The organism is Streptomyces sp. NBC_00539, from assembly GCF_036346105.1.
GTDB lineage: Bacteria > Actinomycetota > Actinomycetes > Streptomycetales > Streptomycetaceae > Streptomyces.
Map to the genome: position 1 here is coordinate 1,034,703 of NZ_CP107811.1, position 16,839 is coordinate 1,051,541.

Genomic DNA, 16,839 nt, shown 5'->3' on the forward strand with positions numbered 1-16,839 from the left:
GCCGCGGTCAACGGACCGCGAAGGCGACGTTCGAGAGCGCGCCGGTTCCGTGGACGCTGACGATTCCCCGGTCTCGGGGAGGGAGGTAGCGCACCATGCAGCCGGCGTCCTGCCCGTCGAAGAGGAAGGGGCTGAACACGGGGACGATCTCGGCCTCGTAGGTGTCGGCGCCGGGGCCGTCGCCGGAGGCGGAGCCCGCGAATTCCATCAGGTAGGGCACGGGTTCCACGTACTCCTGGACGATGTGGTCCTCGGCGGCCACCGCCGCCGCCACCGCCCGCCGCCACTCTTCCTGCGGGCAGTGACGTCCGACGAGCACCTGCTGGCCGCTCATGCCGATCGCCGGCTTGAGTACGAACTCCTCGGGTGCGCAGAGCAGGAGCTCCGGCAGCGGCTTCGTGGTTCCGCACCACGAGACGGTGTGCTCACCGGTCACCCGCGTCCAGGGAAGGTAGCGTTCGACGTCGTCCCGGTCCTGGGCGGTCATCCACGGCAGGCCCTGCGAGATCCAGCCGAGCACCTTCTTGTTGGCGATCAGGTAGGCCGTCTGGCTGGCGATCAGCTTGCAGCCGGCGTCAAGGGCGGCGCGCACCGGGGCGAAGTCGATGCCGTGCTCGCGCCACTCCAGGACGGTGAAGTGGCGCAGGCCCAGCTGGAAGCGGGGGTCTGCCGGCAGCCCCAGCCCGTCGGCCAGTTCCTCGGGCTCGAAGAACTCGGCGTCCAGGCCGCGGCGGCGCAGCGACTCGGCTTGCAGTTCGAAGTAGCGGCTGGGACGCCCTCCGAGGTCCCGCAGGGTGCCGACGATCGCGACGGCCGGTTTCACCGCCAGGTCGCGGACGGCCCGCAGGAAGAGGTCGTCGCGGACCGTCAGCGGGTCGACCGCCCGGAAGGGCGCCCGGTGGGCTCCGCCGAACGCCGCCGTCCAGGCCGCCGAGTGCAGCGAGGTGTCCACCACGCCGCCGATGCCGGAGCCGATGTTGAACTCGACGAACTTCGGGCCGCTCGCTCCCACCATCACGTCGGGGCGCGCGATGCAGGTGGCGTACGCCTCCTCGGCCGGGTCGTCCATGAACAGCGGGTACATCGCCTCGTCGGCGCCCAGCGCGGCGATGCGGCCGGCCGGGGTGGGTGCGGACTCCAGGAGCGCCCGGCGCAGCAGCCGCAGCAGGGACCGGCCCGCCGTGAAGAGTTCGTCGTAGGAGGAACCGGGCAGGAAGACCGGACGCATGGAGATGCCCGAGGGGACGACGTGTGCGTACTCCCCGTCGTCCAGCCGGAGCAGTTCCTGCCGCACCGTCGCGAGGTCGAGCCGGGAGCCGAGGGGCGGTGCCCCGGCTCCGTACCACGGGGTGCTCATACGCGTGCCTTCCGGTCGGGCGTGCGGGGGACGGAGGCGAGGAAGGAGTCCAGGTCGATGTGCCTGGTCCCGTCCACTCCCGGGGAGTTCGCCGCGTAGTCCAGGCGCGCGGGACGCTCGGCGTCGTGGAAGTAGACGGCTTCCAGGCGGCCTTCGTCGTTCTCGGCGAGCATCGGGTTGGCCACCAGGTAGTCCCGGACCTCGGGGGTGTCGCGGCGTACTTGGAACCAGAGCCGCTTGCTGCCGAAGTGGTTGGGGGGAAGGACGACGCGGGTGCCGAACCGGCGCTTCCACTGGTAGGTGCCCTTGCTGAGGAAGGGTTCCGTGCCCTGGAAGTCGAGCCGCCGCACCCCGTTGTCGGCGCACCAGCCGATCAGGAAGTGGTAGATGGCCTTGAAGGCGCCGCTGTCGAGGTGCTGCTGCGCCCCGTCGAGTACGCCGAGCAGGCGCAGGGTCAGGGTTCCCGAGCGCCGGTCCCAGTGGCACAGTGCTCCGCCCACGGGTTCCGCGTCCTGGGCCAGGACGAACATGCGGCCGCGCCGGAAGAGGACCTCGTAGGAGACCTCCTTGCTCTCGGTGCGCTCGCGCGTGCCGTGGCGCCTTTGCATCGTGGCGCGGTAGACGCGGTCGTAGAAGACGTCGAACCACTCGGGGCCGCGGTCCTCGGCCCAGGTCCAGGCGTGCCGGCGCAGGCCGCTGCGGAACTGCGCGCGCTCGCGCTTGGAGATCTGCGGGGCGGCCGCCGGGGCGCCGGAGCCGTCGGGGTGGTCGAAGTCGATGACGAAGTGCACCCGCATGGGGACGATCAACGACGCCGCGGCGGGCAGCTTCCGCGCCCTGGCGGCGCTGGTGCCGACGATGGCGATGTCCGCGTCCGCGAGCCGCGAGGGGTCGCGGAGCTGCGAGCCCCGCACCGTGGCCGCGGTCCGCTGCGCGGAGCCGTCCTCGCCCTCCCGGCGCAGTTCGGTGAACTCCAGCGTGTAGGCGATGCCTTCGGCCAGACCGGAGTAGGTGACGGACATCCCGCCGAGGTCCGAGGTGACGCTCGGGAAGACGGCGGCGTCCCGGGTGTCCCAGGCGGTGCGCGCGGAGGTGAGCAGGCGGTTCCCGCTGTTGCGCCAGTGGTAGGCCGCGTGCATCCACAGCCGTCGGGGCAGCGGGGAGCGCGCGGCGGCGTCCGGGCGGGTCACAGGACCGTCGCGTCGAGCACCACGTGCCGCAGCGACTCGGCGTCCTCGACCGCGTGCAGGTCACGCAGGACAAGGGCGTCGAAGTCGTCGGCGGCGTAGCTCCCGGAGCCGTGGACGAGTATGTCGTCCTCCGTGACCAGTCCGCGGTCGACCGCGTTGAGCACGCCGACGACGGCCATGGTGAGCGACCATTCCCGCAGCGCGGTCGGGTTGGCCGGCAGCTGGACGCCCGCCTCGCCGAGCAGGGTCCGGGCCTGTCCGTAGCCCTGGAGGCACTCGGCCAGGGAGACGACGATCCCGCCGCCGCCCTGTCGGCCGATGAGTTCGTTCATCCGGGCCGAGGTGGGCGGGTTGCGGGTGTAGAAGGTCGGGTCGAGCGTCTCGTACGGGTCGAAGGTGACGGCCGGGAAGTGCGGGTCCTGCTCCTGTACGTACATGCCGTCCTGCGGGCGGTGGACGTACGCGGGCCGGTGGGCCTCGTCGACGGTTCCGCCGTTGTACAGGCTCAGCACCATGTCGGGCGCCCCGAGGTGCTGCACCAGGAAGTAGCGCGAGGGCAGTGATCGCGCGCGGTCGGCCTCCGGGAGGATGCTCCGCCCGTACGCGTGCCCGAGGAGGCCGTAGGCGCTCGACACGGCGTGGGCGTGCAGGCGGGGGCGGTCGGCGGCCGGGGGGAAGTGCTCGGCCTCCGCGAGGGCCCGGACCACGTCCGCCGCGAGGTAGTTCTCCAGTTGCAGCGTGTACCAGAGGTGGGTCTTGCGTTCCGTCTCCATCAGCTCGCGGTCGTTGTCCACCAGGCCGCGTGCGATGGTCTTCACGGTGCCGGGCTGCTCGCCCCGGTACACGCAGATCGGGTTGCGGTCGCGCAGCAGCGGGTCGGTGAACAGCTCCGAGCTGCGCAGCTTCGCGACCGAGCGCTCGGGGACGACCACGACGACGTTGAGCTGCTCGGCGGTGACGAGACCGGTGTTGACGGCGCGCAGTACGGCGTCGCGCATGGCAGTGGCCTTGTTGGCCGACGACGGTGTGACGATGGTGATGCGTTCACCGGTGTCCTGGATGTATCTGACGGCTCGTGCGACGATGACGAGTGACGCGAAGGTCTTCGTCGTCAGTGTCGCCGGGTTCCCGGTCAGGTCGAGCAGCGACAGGCTCTTGCCGCGGTAGTCCCCCATCGGGGCGTGCCTCACACCGGACACCGAGAGGTACTCCCGCATCGCCGGCGTCAGTTCGGGCAGTTCCACACCCGGGGTGAAGTCACCGTTGCCGGTGTTTTCCCCGCGACCGAGCAGGTCCCTCAGCGCGGCGCGGATCTCCTCGTAGTAGGTGACAAGGGCGCTTTCCAGAATCACGTTCCATCCCCTTCGATTCATCTTCTACCGGCACCGAGTGGACCGTCCGCATATCCGGTGTCCACATTTCCGGCGGAAGTCCGCACCGGAGCAGGAGGGACGCTATCCGTCGTCCCCCGGACCAGAAAGGAAGTGGCCATTTGTTGCCAGGCGACGATCGCGGCGGCGTTCGCGAGGAGAATCAAGACCGGAGGAACCCGTCCCTCCGCAGTTACCGGTACCGAGGATTTGGAGCAGATGTGACCGCCGTCCCGCCAGTGGAGTCCGACGGCTGTGAACTCGGGCGTGAGCAGGCGTTCCTGGACGTGCTCCACGCCCGGGTCGACGCCCGCCGGGCGGAGTTGGGGGACCGGCTCGCCGAGACGCTCGCGCAGGGGGGCGACGGGACGGCCCAGGCGCGGATCGAGCGGCAGAGCACGGTGGAACGGCTGAACCGGCTGCTGACCGCGCTCGACGCGGCGGAGGACCGGCTCTGCTTCGGCAGGCTCGACCTGAGCGACGGGGAGCGCCGCTACATCGGCCGGATCGGCGTGCGCGGGGAGCGGCCCGACGACGACCCGCTGCTGATCGACTGGCGTGCCCCGGCCGCCCGGCCGTTCTACACCGCCACCCCGGCCGTCCCGCAGGGCGTCCTGCGACGGCGGCACCTGCACACGAAGGGCCGGGAGGTGACCCGGCTGGACGACGAGCTGCTGGACGCCTCGGCCCCGGGCGCCGCCGGAGTCGAACTGACCGGTGAGGCGGCCCTGCTGGCGGCGCTGGGCGCGGACCGCACCGGCCGGATGCGCGACATCGTGGCGACCTTGCAGGCGGAGCAGGACCGGATCATCCGCTCCCCGCACTCCGGCGTGCTGGTGGTCCAGGGTGGCCCCGGGACCGGCAAGACCGTGGTCGCCCTGCACCGGGCGGCCTACCTGCTGTACACGGCCCCGCGCCTGAATGACCGCGGTGTGCTGGTGGTCGGCCCGAGCACCGTGTTCCGCAGCTACATCAGCCAGGTGCTGCCGGGGCTCGGCGAGACCAGTGTGCTGCTGCGCGCGGTGGGTGAGCTGTACCCCGGTGTCACCGCCACCGCGGTCGAGTGCGAAGCCGCGGCCGAGATCAAGGGCCGGCCGGCGATGGCGCGGATGCTGGAGGCCGCGATCCGCGCCCGGCAGGCCGAGACGGCCGGCCCGGTACGGGTCCGGCTGGGCGGGGAAGACCTGACGCTCGGGCGGCGCTGGCTCCGGGACGCGGCCGACGCCGCCCGCGGCACGCGGCTGCCGCACAACCTGGCCCGGCCCGCCTTCTGCCGGGCCGTGATCGCCGAGGTGGCCGTGCGGCTGGCGAAGGTGATCGCCGACATCGAGGAGCGCTTCGAGGAGGACCTGTCCGACCGCATCGACTCCGCCGGGCTCGACCGCGCCGTGGCCGGTGACCTGGCCTCCGTCTTCGGCCCGGACGCACCGCAGGTGGACCTCGCGCAGCAGGCCCTGGACGAGCTGGCCGACGCGGAGCAGCACTGGCTGGCCGAACTGCCCGGGGATCCGGGCATGCTGCGGCTGCTGGAGCGGCTGTGGCCGGTGGTCACTCCGGAGCGGTTGCTGGAGGAGCTCTACGCGGACGAGGAGGCCCTGGCCGCGGCGGCGCCGTGGCTGCTGCCCGGGGAGCGGGCGCTGCTGTCGCGCCGGCCCGGAAGCCCCTGGACGCCCGCCGACGTTCCGCTGCTGGACGAGGCCGCGGAGCTGCTCGGCTTCGACCACGGCGCCGCGCTGGACCGGCTGGCCGGTGAGCGGGCCGAGGAGGTCGAGTACGCGCAAGGGGTGATCGACATCGCGCGCGGCTCCCGGGCCGTGGAGGACGGGGCGGGAGACGGGGCGGAGCGGCTGACGGCGGCGGACCTGGTGGACGCCGGACGGCTCGCCGCGGGTTACCGGGAGGCGGCGGTGACCACGGTCGCGGAGCGGGCGGCGGGTGACCGCTCCTGGGCGTTCGGCCATGTGATCGTCGACGAGGCGCAGGAACTGTCGGCGATGGCGTGGCGGTTGCTGGTGCGCCGGTGCCCGTCACGCTCGTTCACCGTGGTCGGCGATGTGGCGCAGACCGGTGACGCCGCCGGTTCGGTGTCGTGGCGCGATGCCCTGCGGCCGCACTTCGGCGACCGCTGGCGGTTCGAGCGGCTGAGCGTCAACTACCGTACCCCTGCCGAGATCGTGTCCGCCGCCGATGACGTCCTGGCCGCGATCCACCCGGAGCTGGAGGGTGCGCGCGCGGTGCGCAGGAGCGGCGAGGAGCCGTGGCGCGAGCAGGTGCCGCCCGGCGCCCTGGCGGCCCGTGTGGCCGAGCTCGCCGGCCGGGAGGCTTCGGCCGTCGGCTCGGGGCGGTTCGCGGTGATCGCGCCGGCCGCGGAGGTGGAGCGGCTGGCGACGGCGGTGTGCGAGTCCGTTCCCGACGCGTCGTGGGGGCCCGAGCCGGACCTGGACCGGCGGACGGTGGTGCTCGGCCCGCGTCAGGCCAAAGGGCTGGAGTTCGACTCGGTCCTGCTGGTCGATCCGCAGGGAATGCTGGACGCGTCCGCGCGCGGTCCGGGCGACTTGTACGTGGCGCTCACGAGGGCGACCCGCCGGTTGTGCGTGGTGCATCCCGGTGCAATCCCCGCCGTGCTCGCGCGGCTGCCCGAAAGGAAATCAGAATCCTTTCCGGGCGCGGGTTGACCCGCCTGTCAAGGTCTGCCTATAAACCACTATGTCTTCGAGCGCAGAGCAGCAGACCATCGATGATCCCGCGAAATCCACCCCACAACCCCTCAGGAAACTGAGGGGTTTCCGATTCTTCTTCCTTTCCAGGACGATATCCGGACTGGGCTCGGCCGTCACCACGGTCGTGCTTCCGGTCCTGACGTACCAGCAGACGCGGTCCCCGCTCCTGGTGTCCCTGGTCGCCGCGGCGGGAACCCTGCCGTACCTGCTGTTCGGGCTGGTGGCCGGGGTGGTGGCCGACCGGGTCGACCGCCGCCGCCTCATGGTGGCCGCCGACATCCTCAACGCCGCCTGCCTGGCGACCATCCCGGCGGCAGCCGCCCTCGGGGTGCTGACGGGCGTCCAGGTGATCGTCGTGGCGCTGCTGTCGTCCAGTCTCGCGCTGTTCTTCGACGCGGGGGTGTACGGGTTCGTTCCCGAGACGGTGGGCAAGGAGAACCTCGCCCAGGCCAACGGCCTGATCTACGGCGCGGAGTCCGTCGTCCGCATCACCGGCACCGCGGTCGCCGGCGGCCTGATGGTCCTGCTCAGCCCGGCGGATTCCGTCGTGGTCGACGCCGTCTCCTTCATCGCCTCCGCGGTCCTCGTCCGGGCCGTCGCCCGCAAGCCCCGTAGTGGCGCTCCCGCCGCGCGCCCCGGTTTCAAGGAGTCCGTCGGCGAGGGGCTGCGGTTCCTCTGGGGACACCCGGTGCTGCGCACCATGACCGTGGTCGGCACGCTGCAGTCCTTCGCCGGAGGAGCGATCGTCGGGCAGATGGTCGTCTACGCGGACCGCGGGCTCGGGATCTCCGGCACGGACGCGCGGATCGGATTCCTCTACGCGGCGTGGAGCGCCGGCGGGATCGGCGGTTCGCTGCTCCTGCCCAGGATCCGCCGCCGGCTCGACGCCTCCCGGATCCTCCTGCTGGCGCTGCCGGCGGGTGCGCTGCTCGGTCTGGTCGTGGTGTTCGCCCAGGACTGGCGGGTCGCCGTGGCGGCGCTCGCGGTGTGGGGGTCGGCCTACCTGGTGGTGCTCGTCAACACGATGACGTACTCGCAGGAGGTCACGCCCGCGGAGCTCCAGGGCCGGGTGAACACCACCCGCCGGATGCTCTCCTCGGGCCTGGGGGTCCCGCTGGGAGCACTGGTCGCCAGCGCGGTGACCGTGCGCTTCGGGATCCACGCCGGGATGTCGACGGCGGTCGCCTCGGTCGCCCTGGCCGCCGCACTGGTCTGGTCGGTCCACGTACGACAGCTCGTCCGGGAACCCGCGCGGCGCGACTGAAACACCTTCCGCATCCGGCCCCCCAAGTTGGCAAGATCCCGTCCATAGCGGGCCTGCGGAGGCCGATACCCGGCCCGGCCGCAGCGTCCGCTCTGTCGGAAAACCGCAGCTCGGAGGGGTCTCACTGGAGCCTTCCGGTGTTGCCGAACCTTGTCTAGCTATTGCCAAAGAAGATGACGGGATTCTATTGTCGTTCTGCGCCCACAAAGTTCGACCGTGCGCGAACTTCCGATGGATGCAGCCACGTCCATCGAGGTGGACTGTCCGCATACGCGAAGGAAATACACTGTGAAGATCACCCAGATCGCCGCCGCCGGAACAGCCGGACTCGCCGCAGCCGCCGCCTCGGCCCTGCTGCTGCTCGGCGGCGGCTCGGCTGCTGCGGCCCAGGCGCCGGAGCCGACCGAAAAGGTGGTCGTCACGGCTGCCATAGACTGGCCCGCGGCTTCCGCGACCTCCGCGACCAGCGCTTCGCCGATCATCGACTGGCCGTAGCACGCGGCGGGCGCTCCTGACTCCGACTCACATCGGGCAGCGAATTGCCAAGATTGGGCAAGGCTTGACCAAGCTTGGCCCAAGGTGGAATCATGAGGGGGTGGGCCGTTTTGGCCCACCCCCTCCTGGCGCCGGACGCCAGGTGTTGGACACTCGGTTGATCTCCACACAGGAGCGGATTTTGCTGGAGCAGCCAGGATTCGGCCGTCGCTTGCGGCAACTGCGGCAGCAGCAGGGCAAATCGCAAGCCGATCTGACAGGCCCGGGCATGTCCGCCACGTACCTCTCGCGTCTTGAGTCCGGCGCACGCAGACCCACCGACCGGGCCGTCGCCTACCTCTCGGAAAAGCTCGGCGTCCCGCTGCGCACCCTCGCGGAGCAGCCCGAGGACAGCCTGGCCGACGTGGTGGCCACCATCGCCTCCCTCTCCGAGCGCGAACTGGACGCCGAGACCGGCCGGATCCTCTCCGAAGCCCTGCGCGGCGATCCGGGTTCGGACCTCATGACCCGCTGGCACGGGCTGACCCAACTCGGTCGCGTCTACGAGGTCGTGGGGGATTCCCCGGCCCAGCGCGACACCCTGACCGAGCTCACCGCGCTCGGCGAGGAGCTGGGGCGCCCCGCACTCCAGGTCCGCGCCCGGATCTGGATGGCCCGCTGCGCCCGTGACGTCGGTGACGCGAATGCGGCCCGGCAGGCCGTGCGCGAGGCGCTCGCCCTGAGCGAGCAGCACCACCTGCGCATCTCGGCCTCCGACCACGTCCGCAGCAAGCTCGTCCTCGTCTCGGCCGAAGCCGAACTGGGCGACCTGGCCGAAGCGGCACGGCTCAGCGACGAGGTCTGCGAGGCGCTCGGATCCACGCGCGGGACACTGGCCGCCGAGGCGTACTGGACGGCGGCCACCGTCAGCACGCGCCAGGGGAACCATCCGCGGGCCTTCGCCCGCCTGACGGAGGCCCTGGCCGCCATCGACAGCCGCGATGACCTCATGCTGTGGATCAGGCTGCGGCTGGCCGCCGCGTCCTTGTCCATCCAGGCCATGCCGGCGCGGCTCGACGACGCCCAGTCCTACCTGGACAGTGTCGAGCCCGCCCTGGAACTCACCGGCACGCCCCGCCACCTCCAGGAGCTGCTGTTCCTCAAGGCCAAGCTGGCGTTCCACCAGGGCGACGTCGAGCGGTCCACCGAGCTGGCCGCCCGGGTCAAGGACGGCGCCCCGCTGCTCTCCTACCGGGACCAGGTCCGCTTCGAAGTGCTGGAGGGCCTCCTCGCGATGTACGCCGGCGACCCGGATGCCCGGCGCCGCCTCACGGACCTCGCGGCGAAGGTGCAGACGGCCAACATGCCGGACCTCGCCGCCGAGGTCTGGCGGACGGTCGCCGAGAACAGCGGGCGGTAGCGGGCCCTCCTGCGGAAACACGCGAGCAGAACGCCTCCAGGGCCCGGCGGGGAGCCGGGCCCTGGAGGCGTTGTGGGGTGTGCGGCGCGGCCGCTGGGGTCAGGCCGGGTCGGATACGGGCAGCAGGCCCAGTCGCTCGTCGTGGCAGCCGGTGATCGGCGTGGTGTCCCGGCCGACGAGGAAGGCCGGGCGGGTGGGGTTGGCGGGGGCGTTGGCGACCGCGTTGTAGGTGATCAGCAGGAGGGCGCGCCGGTCGGCGGAGCGGTTGTTCGACGAGGAGTGCACGATGCTCGGGTGGAAGGCGTGCAGTGAGCCCGCCCCGCCGAGGATCGTCGACGTGCCGTTCTCGGCGATCAGCCGCTGGGCCCGGGCCTCGTCGACCGTGTACGCCAGGTCGTTGGACACGTGCCGGCGCCAGTCGGAGGCGGTGTCCGCCGACTTGTCGGGCAGGTCGAACAGGCCCATGGTGTGCGATCCGGGGATCACGACCAGGGGGCCGTTCTCCTCGTGCACGTCGTCCAGCGGGATCGCGAAGTTCACCGCGTCGGGACGCGGCATCGCGTCTTCCTCGCTCCAGAACGCGTAGTCCTGGTGCCACGGCCAGGCCGCTCCCTCACGCGCCTGCTTGAGGTTGACCTTGAACTGGTACACGTAGACCGGGCCGCCGATCAGCGTCTCGGCGATTTCCACGAGCATCGGGTGGCGCACGAGCGCCGCGCACACGTCGTCGAACTCGTGGCAGCCGTGGATGGCGCGGACGACGTCGCTGTCCTTCTCGTGCACCACCTCCGGCCGGCGCCGGCCGCTGATGTCCGCCACCCGACGGCGCAGCAGCTCGACCGACGCGTCGTCGAACCGGTAGGGCAGGGCGCAGGAACCGTCCCGTTCGTAGGCGGATTTCAGCTCGGACCGGGTCCCGCCTATGACGGTGGACGTAGACATGAACATGCTCCTCGTTCTTTGTTCGCTGTACGGGTGCTGCGGGCGGCCGTGCGGGGCCACCGGTGCGGGGTTCGCGGCCGCGGACGGGCAGCCTGACGGGTCAGCCGAGGTAGTCCTCGGCGCCGCCGGCCCGCACCGTGTCGAGGGTGAAGCAGTGGAAGCCGCCGCCGAAGAGCCTGCGGTGACGGTGGCGGACCGGGACGACCGTGAACCCGTGCTGTTCCAGCGTGCGGATGAGCGTCTTGCACGCGTCGTTGACCATGACGGTCGACTCGTCGATCGACAGCAGGTTCAAGTCGATGTAGGGGCTCGGCGGGATGGGGTCGCCGCCCTCGTACTGCGGGTAGTCCTCCAGCGCGGGCGTGGGTGCCACGATGACGTCCCAGTTCCGCAGCGCCTCGGGGAGGTAGTCGCGGACCCCCTCCGAGCGCAGCAGCAGGGTGCCGGGGCGCAGCGCGACGATGACGCTGTCGATGTGGCTCTGCGTGAGCTTGTGCATGCGGTGGACGCGGAAGCGTCCTTCGAGGTGCCGCTCCAGCCAGTCGACGGCCAGCGCGTGGTTGGCGTTGGAGATGTTGACGATCACGTCGCGCCCGAAGCGCAGGGCGTTCGCGCCGTCGATCAGCATCTCCAGGCCGACGTCGTACGGGGAGGGGCGGGGTTCGAGCGGCACCTCGACGTTGGGGGCGGCGGTGGCCACGTTCCCGGGGTCGAAGGAGTTGTCGGTCATGACCGGGCGGGGCATGGTGGTCCAGCGGGCGCCCTGGAGGAAGTAGTCCTGGAAGATCTGGGAGAGGAACTTCGTCTCGAAGTAGCGGGCCCGGAGCATCGGCGGGGTCTCGATGATCTCGTCGCCGAGGATCAGGGTGTTGTCGCGGACGTTCAGCGGCGGCGTGACGGGCGCGGACCAGAACGGGGTGCTGACGCCCCGGTCGAACTTCTCCGGCGCCAGCGGCCGGTGGACCGTGATGCCGAGCGAGCGCAGGGTGTCGGCCATGCCTTCGACGTCCTCGACGAGTTCGTCGGCCAGGCGCTGGCGGAAGGCTATGCGCTCGGGTGACTCGGACGTCGCGCCGTCCTCGGACACCCGGATGCTCGGGTAGTAGCCCCGGGCGCCGGTGAGGTTGTCGCTGATGAACATGTCGAAGGTGAGGTCGCGCACGCGCTGGGCGTAGTTGTCGGCGGAGCCGACGACGACCTCCTTGAGGGAAGACCATTCGTCGTAGCTGTTGAGCTTCATGGGGGTCCTTCGGTGGGGCGGGAGGTGATCAGGGCCTGATGATCAGGGCGTGGTGTCGGCCGCGGCGGCGGTGAGGATGGCCTGGACGGGGCAGAGTCCCGCGGCCTCGTGCACTGCTTCGTGCAGGTCGTGGGGCGGCCGCTCGTCGAGGAGGAGGACGGTGCCGTCCTCGTCGTCCTGGTCGAAGACCTCGGGTACGGCCAGGGCGCACTGCCCGGATCCGACGCAGGCGTCGTGCTCGATGGTGATGTGCATGGGTGGGTGGGTCCTTACCAGGTGACCGGGAGCCGGTGGACGCCGTAGACGCTCATGTCCGCGGCGAGCGGGACCTCTTCCGGCGGGACGGCCAGGGCGAGGGTGGGGAAGCGCCGGAACAGCGCGGGCAGGGCCGTGCGCATCTCCATGCGGACCAGGTTCTGGCCCAGGCACTGGTGGATGCCGTACCCGAAGGCCATGTGGCCTGCCGTCTTGCGGGTGAAGTCCAGCCGGTCCGGGTCCTCGAACCAGGCCGGATCGCGGTTGGCCGCCGGGATCGACACGGTGACCGACTCGCCCCGCCGGAAGAGGTGGCCCTCGAACTCCACGTCCTCCAGCGGCGTGCGCGGCACACCGAAGTGGAAGACCGAGAGGTGGCGCAGGAGTTCCTCGACGGCGTTGTCGGTGATCGAGGGATCGTCACGGAACACCGCGAGCTGGTCCGGGTGGGCCAGCAGGGCCAGCGTGCTCAGGCTCAGCGAGCTGGAGGTGGATTCGTGCCCGGCCGTCAGGAGCAGCACGCCGACGCCGGCGATCTCCTCGGCGTCGAGCGTGCCGTCCGCGGCCAGCATGGCCAGCAGTCCCGTCCCGTCGCCCGCGCCGGGGCCGTCGCCGTCGTCCGCCGCGAGTCCGCGCAGGAACCCGTACAGGCGGTCCATCGCCTCGGACGCCTCGGCGGCCGTCGCGTTGAGGCTGAAGAGGATCTCGCTGTTGCGCTGGAACGCGGCCCGCTCGCTGTACGGGACCCCCAGCAGCTCGCAGATCATCAGCGAGGGCACCGGCAGGGCGAACGCCTCGACCAGGTCCACGGGCCCGCCGCGCTCGGCCATGGCGTCCAGCAGCCCGTCGACGATGCGCTCGATCTGCGGGCGCATCTCCCGCATCCGGCGGGCGGTGAACTTCCCCGCCAGCTGCTGGCGCAGCCGGGTGTGCTCGGGCGGATCCATGTCGACCAGCCAGCCCGGCAGGGCCTTCGCCCCGTAGAACGGGTCGGCCCCGGGCCGCGACACGGGGGCGCGCTTGAACTCCGAGCGGGCGCTGAAACGCTGGTCCGCCAGCAGCTTGCGGCCCAGGGCGTGGCTGGTGACCAGCCAGCCGATGTGGCCGTCGGGGTAACGCATCCGCCGGACGGGTTCGTTCTCGCGGTACTTGGCCAGCTCGGCCGGCGGGTCGAAGGCGTTGTGCCGCACGGTCGGGTGCGCGTCGGTCTGGATCATCCCCGGATCTCCTTCGTCAGAAAAGCGGCGAGTCGCCGCACGCCTTCCTCGATCTGCCCGCGGTCGAGATAGCTGCATGAGAGCCGCATCTGGGTGTCGCCCGCGCCGTCGAGGTAGAACTGGTCCATCGGCGTCCACAGCACGCCGTACTTCGCCGCCGACACCTCCAGCAGACGGGTGTCGGCGCGCACCGGCAGGTGGACGCGGACGAAGAACCCGCCTTCGGGCCGGTTCCACCGGATCCCGGGCGGCGCCGCGTCGCCGCCGAGCTCGTGGTCGAGCGCCTCCGTCAATGCCGTCAGGTTGCGCTGGTACAGCACTGCCTTGCGGCGGCTGAGTTCGACCAGGGAGCCGCCGTGTTCGAGCAGCATCCCGGCGATGACCGCCTGGGCGAGGGGGGAGGTGTTGACGGTGACCATCGTCTTGAGGGCGGCCAGCTCGGCGGCGAGCGGCCGTGTGCCGCCGCCCTCGGACCTCACGCGCTGGTCGGCCACGACGTAGCCGACGCGGGCGCCCGGGAAGGCGACCTTGGCGAAGGTCCCGATGTGGATCACCCTGCAGCGGGTGTCGAGTGCCTTGAGCGGCGGGAGCTCGGTGCCGGCCCCGGCCGTGAATCCGTAGGCGTTGTCCTCCAGGACCTGGAAGTCCTCCTGTTCGGCCAGGTCGAGGAGCCGGCGGCGGCAGTCGAGGGACATCCGGGCGCCCCCCGGGTTGGAGAAGTCCGGGGCCACGTACAGGGCGCGGATGGCGCGTCCTTGCCGTCGCGCCGCCCGGCACTCCCGTGCGAGGCGGTCGAGATCGATGCCCTGCGCGGTCTCGTCGACCGGGACGACGTCGATGTCGAGCAGCCGGGCCGCGCCGGTGATGCCGACGAAGCAGGGGTTGGCGACGGCCAGGAGGTCGTCGGCCGATGCGAAGAGCGCGCGCAGGACCAGGAGCATCGCCTCCTGGGCGCCCACCGTGATGACGAGTTCCTCGGGTGCGCAGCCGATCCGGTGGTCCCGCCAGAGCGCCTCGCTGACCACGTCGTTGATGAGGCCCCGGCTGGGACCGTACTCGTACAGGGTGCGGCGGGCCCGCTCCGCGCTGGTTCCCTGCTCCCGCAGGTGGGCGAGGTAGCGGTCCGTGTAGCGCTGGAGGTCCGGTCCGGGGAGGGTCTCGGGGTGGGGTGCGCCCGGCGCGAAGGAGATCGCTTCGGGGAAGCGCCCCATCACCTCGTTGAGGAAGCTGAGCGATCCCAGCACGGGCGCGCGCAGCGATCCGTGCAGCCGGGTCGGGTCGAATTCCACCATCGGCTCAGCCCCGCGCCCGTGAACGCTGCCAGCGCCGCTCGACCTTGGCGAGGACGTCCTCGCTGTACGAGCGGGCGGCCTGGACCACCGCGAACTCGGCCAGGTAGGTGCGGTACAGGTCCAGCGGCTCCTCCGTGAGCCCCAGCATGCGCCGGTTGGCCGCGACGGCGGGACCGCTGAGCTCCCGTACGGCGGTCTCCACGGCCGCGTCCATCTCCTGTGCGGGCACGACCTGGTCGCAGACCAGGTGGACGTCGGGGTCCGCCGTGGTGATGCGGCGGCCGGCCAGGATGACCTGGCGGGCGGTGCGGGCACCGGTCAGCCGGCTCAGCCGGAGGTTGCCGAGGCCCGGCACGATGCCCTCCTCGGCGGCGGGCAGGCTGAGGTAGGCGCCCTCCTCGGCGATGACGCGGTCGAGGACGAGCAGCAACTGCATGCCGCCGCCGATCGCGAAGGTGTCCACGGCGCCGATCCAGGGCTTCTGGACGGTCCGCTCCGCCCAGGCTTCTGCCTGCGGATCGGTCAGCAGACCGCGGTACATCTTGTTGATGTAGCCGAGCTCCCGGCCGAGCAGGAAGTCCACGAACGAGATGTCCCCGTTGCGCAGGTCCTTGAGGTTGATGCCGGCGCTGAACACCCGGCGGCCCTGGTAGCGGGGGTGGTCCACCTCGCCGCCGCGCAGGACGCCGACCCGTACCCCGTCGTCGAGCAGCGCCAGGTCCACCGCCGTCTCCAGGTCGGCGATCAGGGTGTTGTCCTCGGCGTTGAGGCAGTGGGCGTTGCGGAAGGTCACGTGGGCCGCCTCGCCGACCCGTTCGACGAGCACCCTCTCCAACTCGGCCCGTCCCGTGGCGCGGAACCCGTCGAGGAGCTCCAGGGCCCGGGGGGTGGGCAGCAGCATGGCGTCGATGAGGTGCGGCCCCGCGGTCCGCGAGCGCAGCACCGCGGCGCAGAAGAGCGCCTGGTCGATCTCCCGGCCCTCCTTCTCGGCCTGGATGCAGGCGCCTTCCGCCGCCATCTGGGCCCCCGTGGGCACCAGCCCGGGGAAGCGGACGGCCGCCGCGTCGAGCAGTCCGGCCAGGCGCTCGTGGCGGGTACGGCCGCCGGTCAGCTCGTCGTACACGGCCTCGGTGTGCAGGGTCAGGAAGGAGCGGCGGGCCGCACGGCAGGCGGTGAACACGCTCTGCGCGAGGGCGTCCTGCTCCTCGTCGCGACCGGGTCTGGCCGGCAGCGCGGCCAGCAGTTCCTCCCCGGCGGCGGCGAACGCCGCGAGGGTCCGTGCGTCGTCGGCGAGCACGCCGCCGAAGTGCGGGGCGGGGACGGACCACAGCGGTGCCGCCCCGGGTGCGACGGCGGTGGTCATGCGACGGCTCCGGTGAGCTCCGGTGCGGTGTCCGCGACGACCGCGGCCGACGCCGCGTCGGTGGCCACGGGGCACTCGGCGGCCGCTGCCCGCAGCCGGCGCAGTTCACGGTCGCAGGCGGCGAGGTGGAGGCCGAGGGCCTCGTCGTACTCGGCGGACACGGCTTCGGCGATCAACTGGCGGCGCAGCGCCGTCTCGCGGTTCGACAGGCGGCCGGTGAGGGCGGTCGCGGTGGCCAGGGCCTCCTCGATGCCGTCACCGACCTCGTCGATCAGACCCAGGCCGACGGCCCGGCCCAGCGGGATGTCCGCGCCCCACATGACGATCTGCCGGGCCCGCTGCGCGCCCAGGTGACGGACCAGTCGGTACAGCGCCATGCCCGGCCAGAAGTGGCCGTCGTTGACCGGCAGCACCAGTCGCAGCCCGGTGGCGCCGATCCGGAAGTCGGTGGCGAGGAGCAGGTCCAGGGCGGGGCCGGCGCAGCTCTCCGCGGCCACGGCGACCGTGATCGCGTCGAGCTTCTCCAGGCGGCGGACTGCCCGCTCCCAGCGGTTGACGGCCGAGACGCTGACGTCCCCGGGCCACTGCCGCCTCTCGCCGGAGCCGACGAGCCGCAGCACGACGGCGGTCTTGGTGCGGGAGGACTCGACCTCGTCGCAGAGGGCCTGGACGGTGGCGGTCAGCTCGTCCAGGGGGCGGGCCGCGTCGATCTCCGCGATATTGCTGTTCATGAGT

General features: G+C 71.7%; 14 protein-coding genes. 4 read left to right on the forward strand and 10 right to left on the reverse strand.

Annotated features, from left to right (window positions below; translation table 11 throughout):
- Positions 1–7 precede the first annotated feature (7 nt).
- Genes OG861_RS04665 through OG861_RS04675 form a run of 3 tightly spaced genes read right to left on the reverse strand, consistent with a single transcriptional unit; the run spans position 8 to position 3,899 of the window.
- Positions 8–1,357, reverse strand: a complete 1,350-nt coding sequence (locus OG861_RS04665) for a hypothetical protein (RefSeq protein WP_330261300.1) — start codon at positions 1,355–1,357, stop codon at positions 8–10.
- Positions 1,354–2,547: a hypothetical protein gene (locus OG861_RS04670; protein WP_329200221.1), complete on the reverse strand. Its 1,194-nt coding sequence runs from the start codon at positions 2,545–2,547 to the stop codon at positions 1,354–1,356. Before OG861_RS04670 ends, OG861_RS04665 begins: the two co-directional genes overlap by 4 nt.
- On the reverse strand, positions 2,544–3,899 hold the full coding sequence (locus tag OG861_RS04675; protein WP_330261301.1) for a DUF6002 family protein: 1,356 nt from the start codon (positions 3,897–3,899) through the stop codon (positions 2,544–2,546). The genes OG861_RS04670 and OG861_RS04675 overlap by 4 nt, the downstream gene beginning before the upstream one ends.
- A gap of 239 nt (positions 3,900–4,138) precedes the next feature.
- Here OG861_RS04675 and OG861_RS04680 point away from each other — a divergent pair, with 239 nt between their 5' ends.
- The 4 genes from OG861_RS04680 (at position 4,139) to OG861_RS04695 (ending at position 9,795) form a co-directional block, all read left to right on the forward strand.
- Positions 4,139–6,592 (forward strand): HelD family protein, encoded by a 2,454-nt coding sequence (locus tag OG861_RS04680; protein WP_330261302.1) that lies wholly within the window; start codon positions 4,139–4,141, stop codon positions 6,590–6,592.
- A 31-nt stretch (positions 6,593–6,623) separates the two neighbouring features.
- A complete protein-coding gene (locus tag OG861_RS04685) occupies positions 6,624–7,901 on the forward strand; it encodes an MFS transporter (RefSeq protein WP_330261303.1) in 1,278 nt (425 codons plus the stop codon).
- A 288-nt stretch (positions 7,902–8,189) separates the two neighbouring features.
- Entirely contained in the window at positions 8,190–8,396 is a 207-nt protein-coding gene (locus tag OG861_RS04690) for a hypothetical protein (RefSeq protein WP_330261304.1), read from the forward strand.
- A 142-nt stretch (positions 8,397–8,538) separates the two neighbouring features.
- A complete protein-coding gene (locus OG861_RS04695) occupies positions 8,539–9,795 on the forward strand; it encodes a helix-turn-helix domain-containing protein (protein ID WP_329375123.1) in 1,257 nt (418 codons plus the stop codon).
- A gap of 99 nt (positions 9,796–9,894) precedes the next feature.
- Here the strand turns inward: OG861_RS04695 and OG861_RS04700 are convergent, their stop codons facing one another.
- The 7 genes from OG861_RS04700 to dpgB form a co-directional block, all read right to left on the reverse strand.
- Positions 9,895–10,737, reverse strand: coding sequence for a phytanoyl-CoA dioxygenase family protein (locus tag OG861_RS04700; protein ID WP_330261305.1), 843 nt, complete (start codon positions 10,735–10,737; stop codon positions 9,895–9,897).
- A gap of 100 nt (positions 10,738–10,837) precedes the next feature.
- Complete coding sequence (locus OG861_RS04705; protein ID WP_329200209.1) at positions 10,838–11,977, reverse strand: glycine amidinotransferase; 1,140 nt, start codon at positions 11,975–11,977, stop codon at positions 10,838–10,840.
- Positions 11,978–12,019: 42 nt separating this feature from the next.
- On the reverse strand, positions 12,020–12,232 hold the full coding sequence (locus OG861_RS04710; protein WP_329200207.1) for a ferredoxin: 213 nt from the start codon (positions 12,230–12,232) through the stop codon (positions 12,020–12,022).
- Positions 12,233–12,246: 14 nt separating this feature from the next.
- A complete protein-coding gene (locus OG861_RS04715; RefSeq protein ID WP_330261306.1) occupies positions 12,247–13,449 on the reverse strand; it encodes a cytochrome P450 in 1,203 nt (400 codons plus the stop codon).
- Positions 13,446–14,741, reverse strand: coding sequence for an aminotransferase-like domain-containing protein (locus OG861_RS04720; RefSeq protein WP_330261307.1), 1,296 nt, complete (start codon positions 14,739–14,741; stop codon positions 13,446–13,448). The genes OG861_RS04715 and OG861_RS04720 overlap by 4 nt, the downstream gene beginning before the upstream one ends.
- A 4-nt stretch (positions 14,742–14,745) precedes the next feature.
- A complete protein-coding gene (gene dpgC / locus OG861_RS04725; RefSeq protein ID WP_330261308.1) occupies positions 14,746–16,104 on the reverse strand; it encodes a (3,5-dihydroxyphenyl)acetyl-CoA 1,2-dioxygenase DpgC in 1,359 nt (452 codons plus the stop codon).
- Positions 16,101–16,835 carry an enoyl-CoA-hydratase DpgB gene (gene dpgB, locus OG861_RS04730; RefSeq protein WP_329200201.1) on the reverse strand — a complete coding sequence of 245 codons (735 nt, stop codon included), beginning with the start codon at positions 16,833–16,835 and terminating at the stop codon, positions 16,101–16,103. Before dpgB ends, dpgC begins: the two co-directional genes overlap by 4 nt.
- Positions 16,836–16,839: the final 4 nt, after the last annotated feature.

What these genes read in the sequence shown, in the direction of transcription:
- OG861_RS04665 (WP_330261300.1), bottom strand. Translation starts at nt 1,357, where the DNA reads ATGAGCACCCCGTGGTACGGAGCCGGGGCACCGCCCCTCGGCTCCCGG.
- OG861_RS04685 (WP_330261303.1), top strand. Translation starts at nt 6,624, where the DNA reads ATGTCTTCGAGCGCAGAGCAGCAGACCATCGATGATCCCGCGAAATCC.
- OG861_RS04700 (WP_330261305.1), bottom strand. Translation starts at nt 10,737, where the DNA reads ATGTCTACGTCCACCGTCATAGGCGGGACCCGGTCCGAGCTGAAATCC.
- OG861_RS04705 (WP_329200209.1), bottom strand. Translation starts at nt 11,977, where the DNA reads ATGAAGCTCAACAGCTACGACGAATGGTCTTCCCTCAAGGAGGTCGTC.
- OG861_RS04710 (WP_329200207.1), bottom strand. Translation starts at nt 12,232, where the DNA reads ATGCACATCACCATCGAGCACGACGCCTGCGTCGGATCCGGGCAGTGC.
- OG861_RS04715 (WP_330261306.1), bottom strand. Translation starts at nt 13,449, where the DNA reads ATGATCCAGACCGACGCGCACCCGACCGTGCGGCACAACGCCTTCGAC.
- OG861_RS04720 (WP_330261307.1), bottom strand. Translation starts at nt 14,741, where the DNA reads ATGGTGGAATTCGACCCGACCCGGCTGCACGGATCGCTGCGCGCGCCC.
- dpgC (WP_330261308.1), bottom strand. Translation starts at nt 16,104, where the DNA reads ATGACCACCGCCGTCGCACCCGGGGCGGCACCGCTGTGGTCCGTCCCC.
- dpgB (WP_329200201.1), bottom strand. Translation starts at nt 16,835, where the DNA reads ATGAACAGCAATATCGCGGAGATCGACGCGGCCCGCCCCCTGGACGAG.